Origin of the sequence: Serratia sp. CC22-02 (assembly GCF_900182895.1) — a bacterium.
In the GTDB taxonomy this organism is placed as follows: domain Bacteria; phylum Pseudomonadota; class Gammaproteobacteria; order Enterobacterales; family Enterobacteriaceae; genus Serratia; species Serratia nevei.
Genome location: NZ_FXUD01000009.1, coordinates 162,577 through 184,698, shown reverse-complemented (window position 1 = coordinate 184,698; position 22,122 = coordinate 162,577). Strand labels below are relative to the sequence as shown.

Here is a 22,122-nt window from a genome sequence, read left to right as displayed (position 1 = left end):
GGAGATAGAACATGGCTTCAGGGAGATGAAGCAGTATCTGCTGCAGAACGAACTGACTCTGAGAAGCAAAAAGCCGGAGTTGGTCAGGCAGGAACTGTGGGGCGTGGCGTTGGCTTATAACCTGCTGCGCTTCATGATGGCGCAGATGGCTAACAGCCTGAAGCATGTAGAGCCTTATCAAATCGGTTTTAAACAGGCTGCGTTATATCTGACGGCCCAACTGAGCCTGCTTCCGGCAGTTGCCCCAGGGAAAGTCCCGAAGATAATGAATGATATCCTGGCAATGGCGGGGAGCTTCGTACTTCCTTCTCGACGGCAAAGGCATTACCCGCGGGCAGTAAAAAAGAAGCCGCAACGTTATACGTTGCGGCTTCCTCAAAAGCTTAACTGACAAGCATTAGGCCTTTCGGCCGCCTTTCTCATGATGCTTATCGCTTAGATCAGCTTCAACGCGACCCAATACAGCGCACCGGAAAGCAGAATCGAGATTGGCAGGGTCAGTACCCAGGCCAACAGGATGTTCTTCACGGTTTTGCTCTGCACGCCGCCGCCGTCCACGATCATCGTCCCGGCAACCGCCGAAGAGAGGACGTGGGTGGTGGAGACCGGCATGCCGGTATAACTCGCCACGCCGATCGACAGCGCTGCGGTCATCTGGGCCGACACGCCCTGGGCGTAGGTCATGCCTTTCTTGCCGATCTTCTCGCCGATGGTGGTGGCCACGCGTTTCCAGCCCACCATGGTGCCGAGCGACAGTGCCAGCGCGACGGCGACGATGATCCACATCGGCGCGTACTCGACGGTCTGCAGCAGATCCTGACGCAGGTTCTTCAGGAAGCGCTGGTCGGCGGATGAGGTTTCCGGCAGCTTGGCGACTTTATCCGCCGTGTCGGTCACGCACATCAGCAGGCGGCGCAGGTGGCTGCGCTGCTCAACCGTCAGCTGATCGTAGCTTTGCAGGTTGGTCAGCATGCCCTGAGCCAGCTCGATCGCCGGCATGGCGCGCGAACTGTCGCAGTGGAACTCAGCCGGCTTGTTCGGCGCAGCTTCATCATCCGGGCTTGGCACCAGCGGCGTCAGCGACACCGCATGCGACAGCGCGTCGCCGTGCTGCTGGTAATATTGCTGCAGGTGGGTCACGGCATCACGCGTACGGGTGATGTCATAGCCGGTTGCATTCATATTGACCACGAAGCCGGCCGGCGCAACGCCGATCAGCACCAGCATGATAAGGCCGATGCCTTTCTGGCCGTCGTTGGCGCCGTGCGAGAAGCTGACGCCAATCGCCGACAGGATCAGCGCGATACGGGTCCAGAACGGCGGCTTGCGTTTGCCGTCGACCTTTTCACGTTCCGCAGGGGTCATGTGGATACGCTGGCGTTTCTTGGTGCCACTCCAATAGCGGCGCAAGGCGAACACCATCACTCCCGCCACCATCATGCCGACCAGCGGCGAGAACAGCAGAGAAAGGAAAATACCAATCATTTTCGGGACGTTAAGCGCATCCACCACCGAAGTGTGGGTCATCAGGGCGTTGGTTAAACCGACACCGATGATTGCGCCTATCAGCGTATGGGAACTGGAGGCCGGCAGACCGAAATACCAGGTGCCGAGGTTCCAGATGATTGCCGCCAACAGCATGGAGAAGACCATGGCTAATCCGTGTGCTGAACTGACGTTCAACAACAGATCGGTAGGCAGCAAATGGACGATGGCGTAAGCAACACTCAAACCGCCGAGCATTACGCCAAGAAAGTTGAACAAACCTGCCATCACGACCGCAAGTTGCGAGCGCATGGCGCGGGTATAAATAACTGTAGCGACCGCATTGGCCGTATCATGAAAACCGTTGATGGCTTCATAAAACAACACGAACAACAATGCGAGAATTAACATCAGGCCGGTATGGAAATCCAGGCCAGCGAACAAATGCAGCATAAGCGTTACGCCAGTTTGTGGACATGAACGCCGCGCATTATCAGTGACAACCGGGGCCGGGGAAAAGGAAAATATGACGTTTTTTTGATTTGGACATGACGAAATGAGGGCGTGTCTATAACAAAAATATGGAATATCAACGCGTTATTCTCCTCTGACCTCTGTAATATTTTCTTACTATGGCGTTGGCGGCGCCGGGGCTTTACAATCTGCCGCCGTGAATTTGGCGGTGACCGGCGGCGAAACGGCGTAATATGGCGCTCTTTTGTCGCGATTGTGGTTTTGATAAGTGAGGCTCAGGTGGAACAGTTTGATGTCGTAGTGATTGGGGCGGGCGCCGCCGGCATGTTTTGCGCCGCGCAGGCGGGGCAACTCGGTTGCCGCGTGTTGCTGCTCGACAACGGCAAAAAACCGGGCCGCAAGATCCTGATGTCCGGCGGCGGGCGCTGCAACTTTACCAATATGTATGCCGAGCCGGCGGCCTATCTGTCGAACAACCCGCACTTCTGCAAGTCGGCGTTGGCGCGCTACACCCAGTGGGACTTCATCGATCTGATCAACCGCTACGGCATCGCCTACCATGAAAAAACGCTGGGGCAGCTGTTCTGCGACGACTCGGCGCAGCAGGTGGTGGATCTGTTGGTCAAAGAGTGCGAGCTGGGCCAGGTGACGATGCGCCTGCGCAGCGAAGTGCTGGGCGTGGAGAAAACCGAACATGGCTACACGCTGGCGCTGAATGGTGAAAAAGTAAGTGCTCGCTCACTTGTGGTGGCCAGCGGCGGTTTGTCCATGCCGGGGCTGGGCGCTTCGCCGTTCGGTTACAAGCTGGCGGAGCAGTTCGGCCTCAAGGTGCTGCCGACGCGCGCCGGGCTGGTGCCTTTTACCCTGCATAAGCCGCTGCTGGAGCATGTGCAGACGCTGTCCGGCGTCTCGGTGCCGGCAGTGATCACCGCCGAGAACGGCGTCAGCTTCCGTGAAAGCATCCTGTTCACCCATCGCGGCCTGTCCGGCCCGGCGGTGTTGCAGCTGTCCAACTACTGGCAGCCGGGTGAGTATGTGAGCGTTAACTTACTTCCTGAGCTGTATCTGGCGGCCTTCCTGGATGACCAGCGCCGCCAGCATCCGAATCAAAGCCTGAAAAACACCCTGGCGTTGCACTTGCCGAAACGGCTGGTGGAATGCTTGCAAACGTTGGGACAACTGCCGGAGGCCACGCTGAAGCAGCTGAATGCGCCGCAGCAGGCGGCGCTGGTGGATCTGTTGCAGAACTGGCGCGTGCAGCCGAACGGCACCGAAGGCTATCGCACGGCGGAAGTGACGCTCGGCGGCGTCGACACCAACGAACTTTCCTCCAAGACGATGGAAGCCCACAAGGCGCCGGGGCTCTATTTTATCGGCGAAGTGGTGGACGTGACCGGGTGGTTGGGCGGCTACAACTTCCAGTGGGCCTGGAGCTCTGCCTGGGCGTGCGCCCAGGCGTTGGCGGCGCAGGGGCGTTAAAACCCGCTCAGCCTTGAAACGTACCGGGTCACATTGGCCCGGCCTTGAGCTGATTCATTAATTTCATTTTAGTATCGCCGTCGAGAAAACTCGCTTCCAACGCCTGTCGGTTGCTGCGGTTAAAATCGTCATCCTGCCAGCCGAAGGCGTCATGCAACAGCCGGTACTCTTTGTTCAGCGTGGTATCGGCGACGGTGCGCGCATCGGTATTCACGTTCAGCCGCACTCCCATCCTTTTCAGCCGGTCTATCGGGTGACTGTCGATGCTGTCGAACAGATTGCAGACGAGATTGCAGCTGGGGCAGATCTCGAGCAGGACACCGGTGGCTACCAGGCGCTCGATAAGCGCAGCATCCTCGATGCTCCTGACGCCGTGGCCGATGCGCGACACCTGCAGCCTATCCAGCGTTTCCCGTACGCTGTCGGCGCCCTTCGCCTCACCGGCGTGGGCGATGACGTTGCCGCCGGCTTCGCGCACCGCCCGAAAGGCCGCTATGTGATTGGCCAGCGGGTAACGCGCTTCGTCGGCGGCCAAATCCAGCGCGACCACGCCGCGGCCCAGAAAGTTAACCACGAGCCCGGCGGTTTGCAGGCTGGCGGCCGCATCGAAATGCCGCAGCGTGCACAGGATCAGCCCGGCGGCGACGCCGTAAGTTTGCGCGGCGTCACGCATCGCGGCGAGCACCGTCTCGACCACCGCTTCACCACTTAATCCCATCCGGGTATGCAGCAGCGGGGCAAAGCGCACTTCCGCATAGATGACGTTATCTGCCGCCAGCTGCGCGAACAAGTCATCGACGGCCAGCGCTATCGCCTGGCGCGTCTGCAGGAGGTCTATTTGCGGTGCGATCTTGTTTAAAAAGTCTCCGAGATCGGCGCATCGTTTCGGCGCGATAAATTGCCGATTAAAGGCCGCTCTGGTTATTTGCGGGTCGATCTTTTTGACATAGTGGTAGCTTAAACAGGTATCCAAATGGACGTGTAATTCCACTTTCTTCAATTTTCTTGGATCGAATTTCATACGGGCCACTTATTTCATTAACGGCTGAGATAACAACGAAAACAGTTTTTCTTTAAACCGGCCGGGTTTAATGCGGGTGATCACGCGGGCATTGGCCGGTTCGCCGGTCAGATGGGTGGAATCAATGACGTAATGGCCGTAAGACCTTTCACTTTTATATTCTACCCAGGAATACGCCTCCAGACTGGTCTCGACGATATCCGGGTAGAGCGCCACCGCCATGGTGGTCGGATCGGGCAAATCAAAGCCTTTACGCTCTGTGCGCCCGGCGTTGAACGCCATCAGCGTGCGGTTGCAGCGCACGGCAAAGAGCCCCAGTTCGCAGAGATGATGCAATCGTTCAATATCGTCCTCGCCAATAAACGCTTCTCCCATCCCGATCTCCCAACCGACGAGCGTGAGGGGCAGCCCGGCATTCAACACCAGATGGGCGGCCTCAGCGTCGGCGTAGAAGTTAAATTCGGCCAGCGGGGTAATATTGCCCGGCGTCAGCCCGGAACCGCCCATGACATAAACCCTTTTCACTTGTTCGGCCAGCGCGGGCGCTTTTAGCACCGCCATCGCGAGATTGGTCAGCGGCCCGAGGGTGACGATTTCCAGCTCGCCATTGAGCCGTGCGGCGCAGTCGATGATGGCGTCTACGGCATGAATGGGTGCGGCGGTCAGCTGCGGGTCGGGCAAGGCCATGTCGCCCATGCCGTCTTCGCCGTGAATGTGGTGCGAGTGATAGCGCGTGCGGAACAGCGGTTTCGCCATGCCGGCGTATACCGGAGGGGCATAGGTTCCCGCTTTTTCCACGCAGATAAGCGCATTTTTGACGCATTGTTCAAGCGGGCAGTTGCCTGCGACCGTGGTGATCGCTTCCACCCTCACGTCAGGCTCGCGCAACGCCATCAGCAGGGCGACGGCATCGTCGGAGGCGGTATCGGTATCTATCAAAATATGTCGCATGGCACTCTCCTTGGGGGGGGGCTGCGGAGAAAATACCCAGACGGCCCGAGGCAAAAAAGGTCAGATGTCCTGTTTCGTTCTGAAGCGCGCCGGCTATTCTGGGCGCAGCCGAAAAGATAGGATGCAAGACGTTAACGGATAAGCCTTGGGAGTGAATCGCCGTGAAAACTGTCGGTGACAGCAAGCTGAAAGAAGCGTTTATCGAAGCCCACGATCTGCGAACGGTGCTTTCGCCCCCGCTGCTGGCCGCCCTGCGCCTGGTCAGGGTCGAGGCCGGTGAATACCTGGTGACGCAAAGCGATCGGTTGACCCACCTGTTTTTTCTCGTGCAGGGAAAATTGCAGGTTGAGAATTACGATGTGAACGGCATGCACATCGTCTTTTCCTTCGAAACGGATTTCTCCGTGATAGGCGATCTGGAGCTGTTCTCCCAGGCGCAGCGGGCGGTGTTCAGCACCGTTCATGCGGTGACGGACGCGCTGCTCTTCACGCTGCCTATCGAGGCCATCAAAGAGCTGGCCATGCACGATCCTGTTTTCCTCGCCTTTATGTGCCGGCAGTTGAGCGACAAGCTGCTTAACGCTTCATTGCTGCATGCGAGCGGCGGCTTAACGGCAGAATATAAGCTGCGCAAATTTTTGTTATTTAAAATAAAGCAGGAAGGCGTGCAGATTCAGCTCGAAAACAGGGAGTTGCTGGCGGGCAGATTAGGGATCTCCGTCAGGCAGCTGAGCCGCGCGCTGGCGCAGCTCGCGGCGGACGGTATTATTCAGTTTAAAAACAAATCGCTACGGGTGGTGGATAGCCAACGGCTGGCCGACATCAACGGGAGCGCCAGGATCTAGCCGATCGCCGGCCCCTTAAGCTCGATGCGATTGCCGTCCGGATCGCTGAAATAAATCGACGGCCCGTCGCCTTCCGCGCCGTAGCGCGTTTCAGCGGGATCGACGGCGATCCCTTGCGATCGCAGATAGGCCAGCAGTTCGTCTTCGTTGAAAGGATCGATGCGCAGGCAGAGGTGATCGACATTTTGCCGGTGAGGATCGGGCGCATCGCCGCCTTTTTTTCCAAGCTGGCCGTTAACGTCGACCAGATCAATCATGGCCGCCCCGGCGCGCAGGTGCATCAGCCCCAAATCCGGCCGCCGTTTGGCGATATCACAGCCGACGATCTGGGTATAAAAATGCAGGCTTTTCTGCATATCGCGCACGCGCAGAACCACATGGTCGATAGTCTTCAGGCTGAAAGGGGGCATGATTTTCTCCCAGAATCACGGCGTTACTCATCAGCATAATCGGCAACGCCCGATTTATCCTGTTTTCTCCCCCTATTGCAGCCAGAGCCGCCGCTTAGCGCAGAGTCGCCACGATCTCTTCCAACGCCGCGCGCTGCGCCTCGCCGAGCGCGCTTTCCGTCGCCGCATTCTCCGCCAGCAGGGTTTGCAGGCCGATCAGCCAGTCATAGATATAAAACGCGGTGTTTTTGGTCGGCGTCGGAGCCAGCCGGGTTAACCGCTGCTGGCGGCTCCAGTCCACCGCCGGCTGCGGCGGTGGGGTAAAGATCGGCTGGCCGGGATTGACGCGGCTCTCGGGGCGCGTTGCCGCATCGCGCCGCTGGAAGCCGAGCCAGGCGACGAAGTCGCCCAGTATCGCCAGCGCCTGGCTGATTTGCCGATCTTCGCTCTGTTCCGGCAGGCCCCCGGCGCACAGCGCGTTCTCCAGCTCATCATCGAGCCGCAGGCGGCAGGCGGCGCCGATCAGCGCATCGACCAGCAGTTCCAGGTGCGGTTTTTCGACGCCGAGCAGCTCCAGCAACCGACGGCTGTCCGGCAGGCTGCGCAGATGGTTGATCCAATCCGCGAATACCCGCGCGGCAAAGGATGACGCGGGGGGCTCGCCGGGCGCCGGGGTTTCCGGTGCGCCGAACAGATCGATATCGAGCCCGAACGGCGCTGGCGTCGCCGTCGGGGCCGGCGCGGCGTGCTGCTGTTGCTGATAAAGCTGGCGCAACGTATCGCGCTGCGGTAACAGCCGTTCCAGCAGTTCGCCGTGGCGGCCGGCCTGCGCCTGCAGCGCTCGCAGCAGCTGCTGGCCGCGTTGCTGCGCCGCGTGTGGATCGGCGGCGGTGAGCCAGTTGCCGAGCAGGCTTTCCGTCAGCTCGCGCTGCAATTCTTCGCGCTGTTCGAGCAGGCGCGCTTGCTTCTGGGCCGGGCGCGCCTGAGCGGTCAGGTAGCTCACCATACGGCGGCAATCCTGTTCATCCAGCGCCAGCAGCGTGGCCCAGCTGTCGCCGGGCTCGCCGACCTGGCGCTGTACGGCGTCGTCGGGGCGCGTTTTGCCTTCCCCGCGTTGATCAAACGGCGTGATCGCCCAGATCAGGCCGGGTTTGCGGCGTTGGCGCAGCGCCGGGGTTTCCCCCTGAGTCTGGTTGACCCAGTTGGCGAGCCCCTGGCCGATGCGGGCGGCGTCCTGTGGCGTGGCGGCCGCATCGGCTACCAGCAACAGGTTGGCGTGCAGGCCGTCTGCACAGCGGGTCAGCAAATGGGCGCGTTTCGCCTGTTGCAGCCGCTGCGTCGGTTCCGCCTGCGGGCAAGCGCGGCTGCCGGGCAGGTCGATCAGCGCCACGTCGGCGGGCAGGCCCGTCTGCGCCGTTTGCGGCAGAACGGTGGTGACTTCGGCGGTCAGCCAGGTCAGATCGCTCAGCGCGATCTCCCGTTCCCCGCCGTGTTCGGCCATCACGACGATCGTCGCGTTTTCCGCTGTGGCGCTCGCGGCCAGCAGCGGCAAGGCGCGGTGCGGAGCATGAACCTGTCGGCTGCCGCCGAGGGCATGCAGCGTGTGTGCCAGCTGGCGATAACGCGCCGTCAGCGTTGTTTCCTCTCCCCACAGCGGCGCAAACAGGCGCGCGCGATCGTCGATGCTCAGCTGCGGCGCCAGCGCCACGGCCTGCGGCCAGAAATGCCTGTCCAGCGTCTGTTGCCCCTTGTCGCCGTGGCGGCGTTGGCTATCCCACAGCGTCAGTACATCGCTGTCGCTGAGGCCGTCGAGGGCGACGGTTTGGCGGTGGCGCGCCAACGCTTGCAGATGGCCGGCGATCGCGCGGGCGTCCCAGTCCAGCCGGAAGCCGCCCATCGTGGCGGCATCGAGCGTGATGGCCAGCCACTGCGCTTCATCGAGCAGCGCGAGGGCGAGAGGATACTCGGCGCACGGCGACGGCGCGGCGGCGCCGTAACGCACCGCCAGCGCGGCGTCTGCGTGCAGCCTTTCTGCGCCGGGGGCCAGCGCCGCCAGCAGGTGGGCCTTGGCGGCGGCGTTGTGGCCGTACAGGCCGATAGCGACCTGCTCAGGCTGCGCATTCGCCAATTGCAGCGCGCGGTTATGGCAACGGCGCAGGCGCAGCGTCAGGCGATCCGCCTCCTGTTCCAGACGGGTGGACTGCCGGCGCGCGGCGTCCACCCAGGCGATCGCCTGCAGAATGCCGGTGCTGAGTGCGTGGTTCGGGGCCGATTGGGCGGTAGTGGTAGCTTTCATCGTGGGTAAATGCTCCCGCTGTCTATCCAGTAGTGGGTCGCGCCGGAGGCGCTGGCAGCCAGGGTATTGAGTTTCAGTTGCAGGTGGTGCGCCGGGACGGGGCTGCCGTCGGCCAGCAACGCCTGCGCGATCTTGACGCTTTCTGCGCCCTGTTCGGCGCTGGCGGTAATGGCCAGCCGCAGGGTGATCACCGCATCGCCGGCCAGTTTGCGCGCCAGCTGGGCGTCATTAATGGTCAGCGTATAGAGCGGCGAGGCCGGCCAGCGTTCGTTGTCCAGTTGGCGGAAGCCCAGGCGCAGCGGGCCGCGCAGCTGGAAGCTGCCGGCGGGGTCGAGCACGAAGTCGGCGCGATCCAGATCGATGTCGCGGTAATAGACGTTATCGTCCGCCAGCATGTTGTTGCCGTCCAGCATGCCCAGATGGCGAATGGTGGAGTAGGGCTGGAAATCGCCGACGTTGAAGTAAAAGCTCTCCAGGCGCAGGTCGATCGCCAACAGGCACAGCATGGCACCTACCGCGGCGGTGGATTTCGGGTTGTCGATGCGGCCGCGCTTGTTGAACGGGTACCAGCTGCGGGTGTGGTAGCCCTCGAGCGGCAGAATGCGGCTGGCGGGCAACGGCTGCAGATGGCGCAGCAGCGCCTGCACGCCGGGGAAACGCGCCGGGCGGCCGGTCAACAGCAGCACGTCGCAGGTATACAGCGCCACCACCTCGGCCAACAGGCGCAGGCAGCGGCCGATGCCGATGCGATCGGACAAGAAGGCGGCGTGCAGATCGGCCAGGCGGATCACCAGCGGGGTGTGCAGAATATCGAAGGCGTCGCTGTCGGCTTCGCGCTGCACCTCGCCGTTGATAAACGCCAGCACCTGCGGCGTCGGCGGCTGCGGCAGCAGATCGCCCAGGCTGGCGGCGATTTCCGCCCGGCTGTCCAGCGGATCGTATTCTTCATAGGCGCCGAGCAGCGCGCGTCCGGCGGGCATAAAAATCTGCAGCGCCGCCTGCTGACGCAGGGTAGAAAGCCCGTCCATGCGCCCTTCGTTGCCGAACAGCCTGTCCATCAACGCCGGGGCGGCGCTCACGCCGGCGGCTTCGAACGCCTGCTGCACGGCGGGCAGGATAAACTGCTGGATGGCGTCCAGCAGGATATCGTCGCCGGCGACTTTAAAGCCCTCGCGGAACAGCAGGCGCGGGTTGATTTTGATGTTGTTGCCCACGCCGTCATCGAGCGAATAGTGCGTGATCGCCAGATCCGTGGTGCCGCCGCCGATGTCGATGGAGGCGATGCGCAGCGTTTTTCCCGCCTGCTCACCCGGCGCCAGCGGCCGGTCGGGCCGGGCCATGGCGGCGAAAAAGGCGTCGGTGCGGCCGGCGAAGTTCACCTGGGTTTCATTGTACAGATAGACCATCTGGCCGCAGGTGGCCTCGTCCCACTCCATCTGCACCTGAGGCACCGGGAAGCGGACGTGCGCGCCGTCGAACGGCGCATCCTGAGGGTGCCAGCCGAGGGACTTCCACACCAGCCCGATCGCTTCCTGCATGCGGCGGCGGAAGATCTCGCGCTCCGGCTTCGGCATGGCCGAAGGCAGCGTCAGAATGATGGCGCGCAAACGGCGCGGCGCGGCGGCGTTCGGCATGCGGCTGCGCTGGGCGATGCTGTTGATCTGCATCAGCGCCTGCGCCAGCAGCTCGCTCAGCATCAGCGTCATCACCGCGCTGCGGCTGTAATGGGCGGCGAACACTGGCAGCCGTTGCGCCGTCGGCAGGGCGGACAGCGGCACGCCTTCGTCGTTGATGAGGGTGGTCAACGGCGCGGCGGCGGCCATCGGCTCGTGCCGCTCGTTGAAGCGCCAGCCGGGCGCATAGCGCTCCTCGTCCCACAGGTAGCGGCGCGGGCTGGAAATGCCGGTAGTGCCTTCATGGCCCGTTCGCCGCTGCGCCAGCTGCGCGGCTTCGCGGCCGACGCGGGTGATGGAGGGCCACTGGAAGGCGTCGTCGCGCCCGCTCTGGAACGACAGATGCGGCTTGCCGAAGCTGGCCTGAGAAAACTCCACCCGGCTCTCGAACAGTTCGTTGTAGACGCGGTGCGGTTCGGACAGCGAACGCAGCTGCAGCTCGTAGGTTTGCTTCAGGCCGTTGCTCTCTTCCGGGTGGTCTTCGACCAGCACGCCGCAGGTGTGCGAGTTGCCGACGTCCAGCACCAGATCGACGTCGATCGCCGGTTGCTGCAACGTCGCCGCCACCATCTTTATCTGCGGTACCGCCAGCTGATGGCCGAGCATGTGCAGCAGATTGAGGTAGTGCGCCTGATACTCGAAGGTTTTCAGCCCGGCGTTGATCTCCACTTCGGCACGCTGCTCCCGCTCGGCGGCGCGCTGGCTGAACGCTTCGCGCAGCCAGCCGTCTACCCAGGTCAGATCGAGAAACTCGCCCAGTTCGTGGTTGCGGTGCGCCAGCGCGAAGTTGAGCCCGGTGCCGAGATCGCTTTCGCCCGGCGCCAGCGTCTCCTGGCCGGGCGCGGCGGCGCGGGTGTCGAAGGCCAGCACCACGCGCAGCAGGTTGCCGTCCTGATCCGGTTCATCCAGCTGCACCACCTGCAGGCGCGCCCAGTTGTCCGGGCCCGACAAAAACAGGCCTGCCGGGGTGTGGCGCAAGAAGGGCAGCGGCAGCCAGAGCTTATCCAGCAGGCGCAGCGACTGCTGCAGCGGATAGCTGAACTCCGGCCGCACCACTTCGGCGGCCTGGTCGCCCACGGCCGGCAGCTGGTATTTGCCGCTCTCGGCCTCCCATTGCAGGCGCAGCAGCGGGCCGCTGGCGGTCTTGCGCACGAATTTGCCGGGAAACTCGGCGTCCAGCAGCGGCGTCAGGGCAAAGTCCAGAAACTGAATGCCGCTGTCCTGAATCAGCGTAATGCCGTGTTTGTAGTCCGTAAGGGGTGCCAGCATCATTTACTCTCGCGCTTGAACGTCATGGGATAGGTGGTGTCCGCATCGTAGCGGCCGGTGCACTCCGCCGCGCCGGTTTCGCCCTGGCGGCAAACGATCTCCGGGATCTGGTAGCGGCTGCCGTCGCTGCAGCGCGCCTTGGTGCGGCTGTTGATCACCAGATTGCCGGACTGCATCAGCCCGGCTTCGACCGCCACCCGGCAGCTGACGCCGTCGCCGTAGGCGATGATGGCGTTGCCTTTGCCGCCGTTCAGACGGTATTGCAGGCCGGGGCGTTTGCCGGTGATCGGGTCTTTCAGCGCCACCGTGGCGCGCCATTTGCCGTTAAGGAAACGGGTGGAGCCGGCCTTCACCGCCTCGGGCGGCAGCACCAGCGCATTTTTGTCCGCCGGCTGCGGGATGACCGGCGCCGGTGGCGGCGGCATCAGCGTCGCGTGCGCCAGCGGCAAGCGCAGCTTGGGCAACGGCGCGGCGGCTTTTTCCGGCGGCGCCGGATGCTGGACCTCCGCCGGCATCGCCGGTTGCGGCGGCGAGCGGTGCAGCCAGGCGGCCAGCGCCGCACTGCCTAGCAGCAGTACGGGCAAGAGCCAGAGAGCATAGCGCCGGCGCGGGCGAACGGCGGCAGGGGATTCGATAGGCGCTGCCGGGGCGGACGCCGGTTCGGGCTCGGCGGCCGGGGCCGGTTTTACCGGTTCGACAACGGCCGGTTTACGCGGAGCGGCGGCGATCGGCGCCGGTTTTTCCACTTCGACTTTCACCTCTGCTTCGATCGGGCGCAGGCAGGCCAACGGATCGTCCGGGCTCTGCGCCTGCGGCTTGATAAAGCCCCAGAAGGTCAGCACCGGCCGGTCGTCCACCAGATAAACGTGGTTGGGATCAGGCATGTGCATCGCTTTGACCAGCAGCGCGCCGAACAGGCGATGGCTGGGGTGATCGGTCGCCTGGGCCTGTTCCGTCAGGCTGCGGAAGGTCGTCAGGCAGTGTTCCAGGTGGCGCACCGCCTGTGCGCGCTGGGCGTCGCTCGCCGCCAGCCAGGAGGTGACCTTGCCGGGGAAGGGTGCATACCAGTCGATGCGGGTGCCGCTTTCGTTCGGCTGGGGGATCGCCAGACAGTCGGCGGCCTGCTGCTGCCGGCGAAGACGCAGGGTTTCCCGCAGCTGCTGCGCGCAGGCGTAGACCGGTTGCCCGTTTTCGCCTAAAGCCAGCACATCATCCAAACTGCCACTGCGTAAGAAGGGTTTCACCACGGCACCGCACCTTGTCCTGTTCTGCAAAAACGCATAAAAGTCCATGATACCCCGCAGGCAGAGTCGCCAAACGGCCAAGGACAGCCCGAAAAACGCCCTTCTTTGGCGTTAGCGGCGCGCTTTGCTAACCGGCACAGTGAAAATCTCGCTATCTGGACCTGTCTGTGAACCGCTTTATCTGAAAAATAGAACCTGGCCCCGGCAAGCGACGCCGGGGAACGATGTTCTCTTTCACTATGACATCGCCTCGCGGGTTGCCGATTTCGGTATGCCTCAGGCGTGCGGAGCGTTCACATGACGGACAGTCAGTCTGAAAAAACTCTCGTTGTTCCCCCTGCTCATCCCGCCGCCGGGCATTCGGCTCAGGGCTGGATGAACGGCTTCCTCGGCATGATGATCTTCAGCGGCTCGCTGCCCGCCACGCGGGTGGCGGTGCTGGAGCTCGATCCACTGTTTCTGACGGCGGTCAGGGCGGCGATCGCCGCCTTGCTGGCCCTGTGTGCGTTGCTGATCACCCGGCAGGCGCGGCCGACGCGGGCCGATTTGCCGCCGCTGTTGTTTGTGGCGCTCGGCGTGGTCATCGGTTTTCCGCTGCTGACGGCGCTGGCGCTGCAGCACACCACGTCGGCGCATTCGCTGGTGTACATCGGCCTGCTGCCGCTGGCGACCGCCGGTTTTGGCGTTTTGCGCGGCGGAGAACGGCCCAAGCCCGCTTTTTGGGCTTTTTCAGGCGTCGGCGCCGTGCTGGTGGGTGCTTTCGCGTTGAGCCAGGGGAGCGGCGGTGCCTGGCAAGGGGATGCGCTGATGGTCGGGGCGGTGTTGCTGTGCGGCCTGGGCTATGCCGAAGGGGCGGTGCTGTCGCGCCGGATCGGCGGCTGGCAGGTGATCTCCTGGGCGCTGGTGGTGGCATTGCCGTTGACGCTGGCAGCCACCTGGCTGGCGGCACCGGCCGGTTGGCCTGCGATCAGCGGCGCCGCCTGGCTGTCGCTGGTTTACGTCTCGGTGTTCAGCATGTGGATTGGGTTTATTTTCTGGTATCGCGGCCTGGCGCAGGGCGGCATCGCCGCCGTCGGACAGTTGCAGCTGCTGCAGCCGTTCTTCGGCCTGGCGCTGGCGGGCTGGCTGCTGCATGAGACCGTCCAGCCGATGATGATCGCCGTGATGGCCGGCGTGGTGGTTTGCGTGTTCGGCGCCAAACGTTTTTCCCGCTAGGCGCCGCTGCCGGCGCAGGCCAGGATCACCTGTCCGAGCCGTTCCACCGCCTGTTGCACCTGGCGGTCGGCGTAACCGCCCAATCCCAGCACCAGACCCGGCTCACCGTGGCCGGGCGCATACATCGGCGACACCGCCCGCAGCGCCAATCCGGCTTCGTTGGCGCATTGGGCGACCCGCACGTCATCGAGATCTTTCCTCAGCCACAGCACCATGTGCATGCCCTGATCGCAGGGCTGCACGACCGCCAGCTCCGCGGGGATATGCGTGTTGATCGCCTCGATCAGCACCCGGCGTTTCTCGGCGTAGACGCCGCGCATTTTGCGGATATGGCGGTCGAGATACCCTTCGGCGATAAAGGCGGCCAGCACGTGTTGATCCGCACTGGGTGGATGGCGATCCATCAGGATCCTGGCGCCGCAAAAGGCGTCGACCAGCGGCGGTGGCACGATGGCGTAACCTAGCCGCAGCGAAGGGAACAGCACCTTGCTGAAGGTGCCGAGATAGAGCGTCCGTTCGGGCGCCAACCCCTGCAGCGAAGGGAACGGGTGACCGGCGTAGCGCATCTCGCTGTCGTAGTCGTCTTCCACGATCCAGGCCTGCCGCTCTTTGGCCCAGGCCAGCAGGGCGCTTCTTTTCGCCATGCTCATCGGCATGCCCAGCGGATATTGATGCGACGGCGTGACAAAGGCGGCGCGGGCGTCGGCGGCCAGACGCACGCCGGCGGCAACGTCGATGCCGTCGTCGGCGACGGGCACCCTAATCATGTGCCGATCGCGAAACAGGCTGTCGAAAATGGCGGTAATGCCGGCGTAGGCGGGATCTTCGACCCAGGCGCTGTCGCCGGCGTCCAGCAGGATCTGGGCGGCCAAATAGAGCCCTTGTTGCGTGCCGGAGGTGATGAGGATTTGCTGCGGCGTGCAGTTTACCGAGCGGGAACGGCGCACATAGTCGCAGATGGCTTCGCGCAGCGGCAACGCGCCCAGCGGATCGCCGTAGCCCGACGGGGCGCCCGGGCCACGTGCCCGGATGCGGTTGCCGAGCCGCCGCCAGACATCGTCGGGCGCGGTATCACCGATCGGCACCGAGACGGTGAACGGCACCGGCGGCAGCGCCCGTGCCTGGGCGGCGAAGCGCGCCAGATGCTGCGCCTGTGAAGAAAGCGGCACCGCTACCGCCGAACTCGCCTGCACGTTGGCGTGCGGCGTGCGCCGCGGCGCCTGATAGTGAGCGACCCGGGTGCCGGAGCCGGGCTGCGGTTCGAGAAAGCCTTCCGCCGTTAGCTGAGCGAATGCTTCCAATACCGTGCCGCGTGCCAGATTCAGCGCCGCTGATAGCCGGCGCGTCGAGGGCAGCAGATCGCCCGCTTTCAGATCGCCCCGGTGGATGGCCTGGCGCAGGGCCTGCGCCAGCTGGTGGCTAAGCTGGCCCGCCAGGCGATCGAGCTCGCCGATGGCGGGGACGTCAACGACTTTGGCTGTTCTGGGCATGCATTCCGGCTCGTTTTGCAGTACGAAAATGAGTATTCAGAGTAAACCACTCTGGCGTCACTCGCGAGCCTGTTGTTGCTCAGCCAAGCCCCCGCTGATTCAGCAGCACCTTATTCAACTCGCTGTTTTTGCGCACGTTCAGCTTGCGCATCGCCGAACGCTTGTGGGCGCTGATGGTTTTCTGGCTGCGCTGCAGCAGGCCGGCGATGCTGCAGGCGGACATGCCGCTGCTCATCAATCCCAGCACCTTTTTCTCGCAGTGGCTGAGCGCGGCGATGCGGCAGGCCTGGCATTTCCACATGCCGGCGGCATGCAGCGCCATCCACGGATGCTGGATGAATTTTTCCAACGCCATTTGCAGCTTGAGACGGATGGCGTAGGCCGAATCGCGCCGATGGATGCTGAACAGCGGCGGCAGGTTTTTCACCTGTTGCTGGGTCGTGTCGTCGAGGATCAGCAGGGTCAGCTGCCGCTGGCGCGGGATGCCGTAGGGGCTCTGATAACAGCAGGCGCAGCCCCAGCGCTCTTCCGGCGTGCGGAACACGATTTCGATGTTATCCAACGCCTGCAGCGCCAGCGGTGAGAACTGCGGATACCGGCGCTGGCATTCGTTCAGGGAGTGCAGATAGTCCTGCAGCAGCAGACGCAGCCCCTGCTGGTAGAAGTTATCGCTGTCGAACAGCGTGAAGCGAATATCTGGCATGGGTGGCTCCTTAAAAGGCCGCGTCACCGCGCCGGAGCGAACGGTGACGGCCAATCGCCGGCGTTCGCGCGCCGGTCGTTTTCCTGATTTCCCTGGGGCGGTGCGGGCTTATTGGTACGCCAGCACAAAATTGGCGACGGACGTGAATTCGCCTTCGGTAATGCTTTGGTTCTGAATCGCACTCGGCCGCCCCTGTACATAGGCGGTGAAGTTCAGGCTGTTGGGGCCGTTTTGCAGCGCGACGGCGCTGGTGGCCTTATTCAGATCGATATCTGCACCCTGATGATCGAACAGGGCGATGGCGGCGCCGTTCGCGCCGTTGTTGATCGCCAGCTTGCCCGGCAGCTCTCCGTCTTCGGTGCCGCTGAAGGTCACGCTGACGGATTTGAACACCGTAGTCTTACAGTCGGTCAGCTTGATGCTGAACGGCACCGGCGTGGTGTGGCCGTAGCGGTACAGGGTTTTGACGATCACCGTGCCCATCTCCACCAGTTGATCGGCGGACTGCGGTTCGATATTGCACGGGCGGCTCACCACGGTGCCGTGGAACTGCACCGGCGCGCCGATAAGCTCGGTGTTCGCCGTCGCCGGCATGGCGGTAAACCACCAGGGCACGCAGCTCAGCAGCGCTAAAGCGCGTAGACGCATTTTCGTTCCTCCCTCGGTTACTGGAATGCCGCCACGATGGTGGCCGATGCGTTGAATTCCCCTTCGCCGATCTCTGCGCCGCCGTTGGCGAACGGTGCCGCCACCAGGTTCCAGGAGCCGCCGTTGCCGATATTCGGCACCGGGTAAAACTCATTCGGGATAACCAGCTGGCCGTTGTGCGTCAGCCGGATGCCGAGATCGTTCTTGTCGGTTTTGAACACCTCGTTGCTGAAGGCGGCCGCCGTGCCCGACACCGCCAGCTTGATGTTCAGCGTACCGTCCTCGAAGCTGCCGCCCTCGCACTGGAAGCGCACCGGAATGCTTTGCGGGTAGTTCGAGCCGTTGAGATCGCTGCCGCCGATCTCGCCGAACTCCACGTTGATCAACTGGCCTTCGTTCACCACGCATTTATCCGGCACGTAGAGGATCGCGGACTGGATGAACACCTGCGCCATCGGGTTGGGGCCGAAGCCGCCGTCGGTCGAGCCGAGGCGGCCGTACATCTCGATGATCTGCCGATCGTTAATCTCAACGCCGTTGATGATCTTTTTGCGCACCCGGAAGGTGATCTTGCCTTTGGAGCCGCTGCCGTAGTTGTTGACCTGCAAGTACGGTGGCCGGCAGCTGTGTTGGTTAAGCAAATTCGATTCGTTGTAAAAAGGCACGGTGACGTAGGCGTTCTTGTTGCCGGCGATCCACACCTCGGCCTTTAAATCCAAAAAGTCATTCAGTTTTAAATAGCCATTGCCATAGTCGGAGGGGGGCAACGCCGAATCCGACTTGTAAAAGTGCGGGCTGGTGGGGATGGGGGTATCGCAATACACCTTGCCGGTATAGGTTCCGCCCAGGTCATAGGGAAACAGTTTGGTGAACCCCACCTGGTTGGTGATGTTGGTTTCATTCAGATCGATATAGAACTGTTTCGGCCCGCCGTCCGGCGTGACGTAGCCGTTGGCCCAGGCGGCGGGGGCCGCCAGGGCGATCGCCAGCGGTAGGCAGAGTTTGGTCAGTTGAGTTTTCATCGCGTTCTCGAGCCTCACAGGTAAATCACCTGAATGTGCGCCACGGCGGCGAACCCGGCCGCCATCACCGCCCGCTGGGTGGACTCCACGCTGGCGCTGAACCACAGGGTGTTGCTGCCGGGTTGCAGAATGTAGGGGCGGCTGCGCTGATTCAGCTCCAGCGCCTGGCCCTGCTGGTCTTGCAGCCGCAGGCCGATGCCCTGCACGCCGCCGTTCAACTTCAGCAGCGACGGGTTGTCGACGTCGCTTTCGCCGAGAAACACCAGCGTCGCGGCCTGCTCTCCCTGCAGATAGAGGCGGCCGGCGTCGCCGTTGCGCGGGCCGGCCGGGTTATCCGCCAACGCGCGCGCGCCCAGCAGGCAGTTGCGGAACGAGAGGCGAAAACGCACCGGCGCGCTGCGATCGCCGGCGTTGCGGAAGTCGCGTGCGCTGACGTCGCCCAGATCGACGGACTGATCCCGGCTGTCCGGCGTCAGGCTGCAGGGGGAGCTGAGCAGGCCGCCGTGAAAGCTGACGGTGCCGGTGGTGCCTTCGATCACGCCCAGCGGCGTTGCCGCCAGCGCGCTGCCGCCGCACAGCAGTGCGCCGAGCAGCAGCGGGCGCAGTCGATCGGTGAATTCAGCCATGCTGGACCTCCTTATTTTTTCTCGGGCACGGCGGTGCAAACGTTGCCGTTGCAGGCGAAGCGCAGTTCGGGGTGGCCGCCGTAGTCGTTGATGTAGGTAATGACGAAGCTGTTCATGCCGGTGTCGTGCAGCTTGAGGCTTTCGCTGGATTTCGGCTTCAGCATCAGCGGCTGAAAACCGCCGATCGCGCCACCGCCCTGTTTTTGCGTCTGCCGCGTCATGCCGGTCAGGGTGATGTAAAACGGCGTCGGGTTGTCGACGGTGATGGCGCCGCCGCTTTTACGGAACACCAGCTTTTCCTGCCACACCTGGCCCTTGGGCGCGACGATGGCCTTCGGCCGGTAGAACAGTTTGATCTGCGTTTGCAGCGCTAGCTGCATCACGTTGGTTTTGGTGCTTTTCGGCGGAATTTCGCGCAGGTTGAAGTAGAACACCGACTCGCGATCCTGCGGCAGGCGATCCGCCTCCGGCGTCTTGGTGATGCGCACTACGCTGCGTTCGCTCGGCTCCACGCGCTGCAACGGCGGCAGCACCACCAGCGGCGAGGTGATTTTCTGGTGCTGCTCGTTCTCCAGCCAGGACTGCGCCAGGAAAGGCAGCTCTTTGTTTTCGTTGACGATATTCAGGCTGATCGATTTGGCGTCGCTCACATAGACGGCGCGCGTGCGATCCAGCGATATCGCCGCGTCGGCGGTGGGCAGTACGGCGGTCAGGGCCAGGCCGGCGGCGGTCAGTAGCGTTATCGGGTGTTTGTTCATGTCATTATTTCTCAGCGTTACGGATTACAGGGTGGCGCACGGCAGCAGCAGCTGGTCCAGCGGCTTGGCGGCGCCCGGGATCACGATGCGGCAGCGGCGTTGGCCTTCCCAGGCGACGTCCAGTTTTTCCTCCGGCTGCACGCCGGTCAGGTAGACCGAACCGCCGTCGTTGACCACCGCGACCTCGCGGCCTTTCTCGCTCAGCACTGCGGCGCCGAACGGCGGTTCGCTGCCGTCCGCGAGGCGAATGGTGGCCAGCAGCTTGCTGCCTTTCACCACCTCGAAGTGGCGGTAGCCGATCGCGCCTTCGGTCAGCGTGCCTTGCACCACGGCGCGAGTGGCCTCAACGTCGTCCGCCAGCTTGTTGACGTCGATGCGAGTGTCGGTGTTGTAGTAGCTGGTGATGTCGGAAATCACCGCCAGCCCGAAACGGTTGCTGTAGGCGCGGCCGTTGTTGATCGGCACGCCGGCGATGCCGTCGGTGTCGAGCATCATGCGGCTGCCGCCGTTGCTCGAGTTCTGGTGCGCCGCGATACCGTGCCGGGTGGCGGTGAGGCCGCCGCGGAACGAGCCGCCGATCGACGAGTAGCTGTCCTGCTGGTAAGAGGCGCTGGCGTTCAGCGAGCCGAACGAAGCGTTATGGGTGTAGTACCCGCGCGCCAGCGATTTGCCGGACTGATTAAAGCCGCCGCTGACCTGCCAGGTATTGTCCGGATCGCTGTAGTCGTTGTACGACGCGGTCTGCGTGACATCGCCATTGTTGGTTTGCAGCGCATAACCGACGCGCCGGCGATCGCCGATCGGCACGGTGAAGTTGAGCATCACGCTGTCGTCGGTGCGGCCCTGGTAATAGGTGCGGTAAGCCGACAGCGAGGCGGTGATGTTGCTGATATCGCCGACGCTGAACAGCTTGCTGGCCGACAGCCCGTAACGATCCTGAGTTCGCGCATCCCAATAGGTCTGGTGCGAGTAGGTCAGGTAGGCGGTGATCGCCTTGGCGCTGTCTTCCGCCATAAAGGTTTTGCTGGCGGTGATGGTGTACAGCTCTTTCTGACGGCCGTTGTAATTCTTGTCGTAATCGCCGTAACGCTCCTGCAGGTACTGCGACATGTTCATGAACTTGCGCTGTGAGAAGCGGTAGCCGGCGAAGGTGATCTGGCTGTTCAGCTCGTCGAAGCGTTTGGCGTAGTTGAGCTTGAACGACATGCCGCTGGCGGTCGGTTCGCCGGGCAGGCGGGCGATCGACTGGGTGACGTCCAGCGACATGGCGCCGAACACGTTCAGATCGCGGCCGAGGCCGAGCGCCCAGGCGTTATAGTCGCCGCCGAGCAGCGCGCCGCCGTACAGCGACCAGGCGTTGCTCAGGCCCCAGGAGAAGTCGCTGGCGGAAAACAGCGGCCCCTGGGTGCGGTGGTCGTAGGCCGAGGTTTTGCCCAGCGCCACGTTGTAGCGCACGTAGCCCGGTCGGGTCAGGTACGGAATGGTGGCGGTATCCACCTGGAAGGTCGAGACGGTGCCGTCTTGCTCTTCCACCTTGACGTCCAGCTTGCCGCGCACCGAGCTGTTGAGATCCTGAATGGCGAACGGCCCTGCGGGCACGGTGGTTTCGTACAGCGTGCGGCCTTCCTGCGAGACGGTGATCTTGGCGTTGCTCTTGGCGATGCCGCGCACTTCCGGCGCATAGCCCTGCAGATTAGGCGGCAGCATGCGCTCGTCGCTGGCCAGGTTGAGGCCGGTGAAGCGATAGGCGTCGAACACCCCGGAGTCGAGATAGATCTCGCCCAGCGTCAGCTTGGCGGCCTGCATCGGCAGCGCGCGATAGGCGTAGATCTGGTTCCAGTCGAAACCGGTGCTGCGATCGCCGGCCTGCTGATTGTAATTGGCCTGGTAGTCCGCGCGCAGGCGCCAGGCGCCCATATTGGCGCCCAGCGTGCCGTAGCTGCTCAGGTTCTGGGCGGTGTTGTTGTTGTGGTTCTGCTTGCCTAACTGGCCGCTCAGGTTGTAGTCCAGCAGCAGGCCGGGGATGCCGTCGTCCCACTGCTCGGGCGGCGTCCAGTCGGGATCGGAGTATTTCATCCACGCCTGCGGGATGGTGATCGCCAGCACGCCGCCGCCGATGCGATCGGAGACGGTCGCGCCTTTGATGCCGCGAATGTCGGCGCACTGGTTGTCGTGCCATAGGGTGACTTTTTTGGCCGCTTCTTCTTTCAGCGCCATTTTTTCCACCAGGTCAGGCGGCAGGCACACCTGGCTGCCGCTTTTGTTATCCGGCGACGGGAAATACTGAATGCTGCGCTGGGGCAGCGTTTTCTGGTTGATCTTGATGTCCAGCAAATAAGCGCCGGGCATGACGTAGTCGGCATCGGAGAAACGCGAAAGATCCACTTTGCTGCGCTCGCCGATGTCCAGAACGTCGGTATTGAACTCCGTGGCGGAAAATGCCGGACGCACCCAGAGGAAAGATAGAATGACGAGGAGAGGTAGGTGTTTCCGTGTCAGTAATGACGTCATAGCATAATCACTCATGGCAAGTC

The 22,122-nt window shown here is 63.0% G+C and carries 17 protein-coding genes and 1 pseudogene; 4 read left to right on the top strand and 14 right to left on the bottom strand.

The genetic code is table 11. From position 1 onward, the window contains the following. Window positions 1-391 (top strand): annotated as a pseudogene (locus QOL81_RS23300) (IS4 family transposase); the annotation flags it as partial. Window positions 392-435: 44 nt separating this feature from the next. Here QOL81_RS23300 and pitA read toward each other — a convergent pair. Next, window positions 436-1,938 carry an inorganic phosphate transporter PitA gene (gene pitA / locus QOL81_RS23295; RefSeq protein WP_033636373.1) on the bottom strand — a complete coding sequence of 501 codons (1,503 nt, stop codon included), beginning with the start codon at window positions 1,936-1,938 and terminating at the stop codon, window positions 436-438. Window positions 1,939-2,238: 300 nt separating this feature from the next. Between pitA and QOL81_RS23290 the strand changes: the two genes are divergently transcribed. After that, window positions 2,239-3,438, top strand: a complete 1,200-nt coding sequence (locus QOL81_RS23290; RefSeq protein ID WP_283440043.1) for a BaiN/RdsA family NAD(P)/FAD-dependent oxidoreductase — start codon at window positions 2,239-2,241, stop codon at window positions 3,436-3,438. Window positions 3,439-3,466: 28 nt separating this feature from the next. Here the strand turns inward: QOL81_RS23290 and add are convergent, their stop codons facing one another. Next, window positions 3,467-4,459: an adenosine deaminase gene (add, locus tag QOL81_RS23285; protein ID WP_283440042.1), complete on the bottom strand. Its 993-nt coding sequence runs from the start codon at window positions 4,457-4,459 to the stop codon at window positions 3,467-3,469. A gap of 9 nt (window positions 4,460-4,468) precedes the next feature. Further along, complete coding sequence (locus QOL81_RS23280) at window positions 4,469-5,410, bottom strand: nucleoside hydrolase (protein ID WP_283440041.1); 942 nt, start codon at window positions 5,408-5,410, stop codon at window positions 4,469-4,471. Between the two features lie 161 nt (window positions 5,411-5,571). Here QOL81_RS23280 and QOL81_RS23275 point away from each other — a divergent pair, with 161 nt between their 5' ends. Beyond that, the gene (locus QOL81_RS23275; RefSeq protein ID WP_283440040.1) at window positions 5,572-6,255 is read left to right on the top strand and encodes a Crp/Fnr family transcriptional regulator; all 684 of its coding nucleotides are present in this window, start codon (window positions 5,572-5,574) and stop codon (window positions 6,253-6,255) included. Here the strand turns inward: QOL81_RS23275 and QOL81_RS23270 are convergent. The 4 genes from QOL81_RS23270 to QOL81_RS23255 form a co-directional block, all read right to left on the bottom strand. Beyond that, window positions 6,252-6,665, bottom strand: coding sequence for a VOC family protein (locus QOL81_RS23270; RefSeq protein WP_060424441.1), 414 nt, complete (start codon window positions 6,663-6,665; stop codon window positions 6,252-6,254). The two genes, QOL81_RS23275 and QOL81_RS23270, sit on opposite strands and share 4 nt — an antisense overlap. Window positions 6,666-6,759: 94 nt before the next feature. Beyond that, on the bottom strand, window positions 6,760-8,940 hold the full coding sequence (locus QOL81_RS23265) for a virulence factor SrfC family protein (RefSeq protein ID WP_197784584.1): 2,181 nt from the start codon (window positions 8,938-8,940) through the stop codon (window positions 6,760-6,762). Next, entirely contained in the window at window positions 8,937-11,882 is a 2,946-nt protein-coding gene (locus QOL81_RS23260; RefSeq protein WP_060424595.1) for a virulence factor SrfB, read from the bottom strand. The genes QOL81_RS23265 and QOL81_RS23260 overlap by 4 nt, the downstream gene beginning before the upstream one ends. After that, a complete protein-coding gene (locus QOL81_RS23255; RefSeq protein ID WP_197757774.1) occupies window positions 11,882-13,129 on the bottom strand; it encodes an SrfA family protein in 1,248 nt (415 codons plus the stop codon). Before QOL81_RS23255 ends, QOL81_RS23260 begins: the two co-directional genes overlap by 1 nt. A 372-nt stretch (window positions 13,130-13,501) precedes the next feature. Here QOL81_RS23255 and QOL81_RS23250 point away from each other — a divergent pair, with 372 nt between their 5' ends. Further along, window positions 13,502-14,341, top strand: coding sequence for a DMT family transporter (locus QOL81_RS23250; protein WP_087762451.1), 840 nt, complete (start codon window positions 13,502-13,504; stop codon window positions 14,339-14,341). On the opposite strand, the gene pdxR is transcribed toward QOL81_RS23250, so the two are convergent. The 7 genes from pdxR to QOL81_RS23215 all read right to left on the bottom strand — a co-directional run bounded on the left by pdxR (window position 14,338) and on the right by QOL81_RS23215 (window position 22,114). Then, window positions 14,338-15,831, bottom strand: a complete 1,494-nt coding sequence (gene pdxR / locus QOL81_RS23245; RefSeq protein ID WP_060424451.1) for a MocR-like pyridoxine biosynthesis transcription factor PdxR — start codon at window positions 15,829-15,831, stop codon at window positions 14,338-14,340. The two genes, QOL81_RS23250 and pdxR, sit on opposite strands and share 4 nt — an antisense overlap. A gap of 79 nt (window positions 15,832-15,910) precedes the next feature. Beyond that, window positions 15,911-16,534, bottom strand: a complete 624-nt coding sequence (locus QOL81_RS23240) for a LuxR C-terminal-related transcriptional regulator (RefSeq protein ID WP_060441415.1) — start codon at window positions 16,532-16,534, stop codon at window positions 15,911-15,913. A gap of 108 nt (window positions 16,535-16,642) precedes the next feature. After that, window positions 16,643-17,182 (bottom strand): fimbrial protein, encoded by a 540-nt coding sequence (locus tag QOL81_RS23235; RefSeq protein WP_038871490.1) that lies wholly within the window; start codon window positions 17,180-17,182, stop codon window positions 16,643-16,645. 17 nt (window positions 17,183-17,199) lie between these two features. Continuing rightward, window positions 17,200-18,204 (bottom strand): fimbrial protein, encoded by a 1,005-nt coding sequence (locus QOL81_RS23230; protein ID WP_060424454.1) that lies wholly within the window; start codon window positions 18,202-18,204, stop codon window positions 17,200-17,202. Window positions 18,205-18,218: 14 nt separating this feature from the next. Next, window positions 18,219-18,830, bottom strand: coding sequence for a fimbrial protein (locus QOL81_RS23225; RefSeq protein WP_047729654.1), 612 nt, complete (start codon window positions 18,828-18,830; stop codon window positions 18,219-18,221). An 11-nt stretch (window positions 18,831-18,841) separates the two neighbouring features. Further along, entirely contained in the window at window positions 18,842-19,588 is a 747-nt protein-coding gene (locus tag QOL81_RS23220; RefSeq protein ID WP_159318741.1) for a fimbrial biogenesis chaperone, read from the bottom strand. 24 nt (window positions 19,589-19,612) lie between these two features. Continuing rightward, window positions 19,613-22,114 carry a fimbria/pilus outer membrane usher protein gene (locus tag QOL81_RS23215; RefSeq protein ID WP_038871477.1) on the bottom strand — a complete coding sequence of 834 codons (2,502 nt, stop codon included), beginning with the start codon at window positions 22,112-22,114 and terminating at the stop codon, window positions 19,613-19,615. Between the last annotated feature and the right edge of the window lie 8 nt (window positions 22,115-22,122).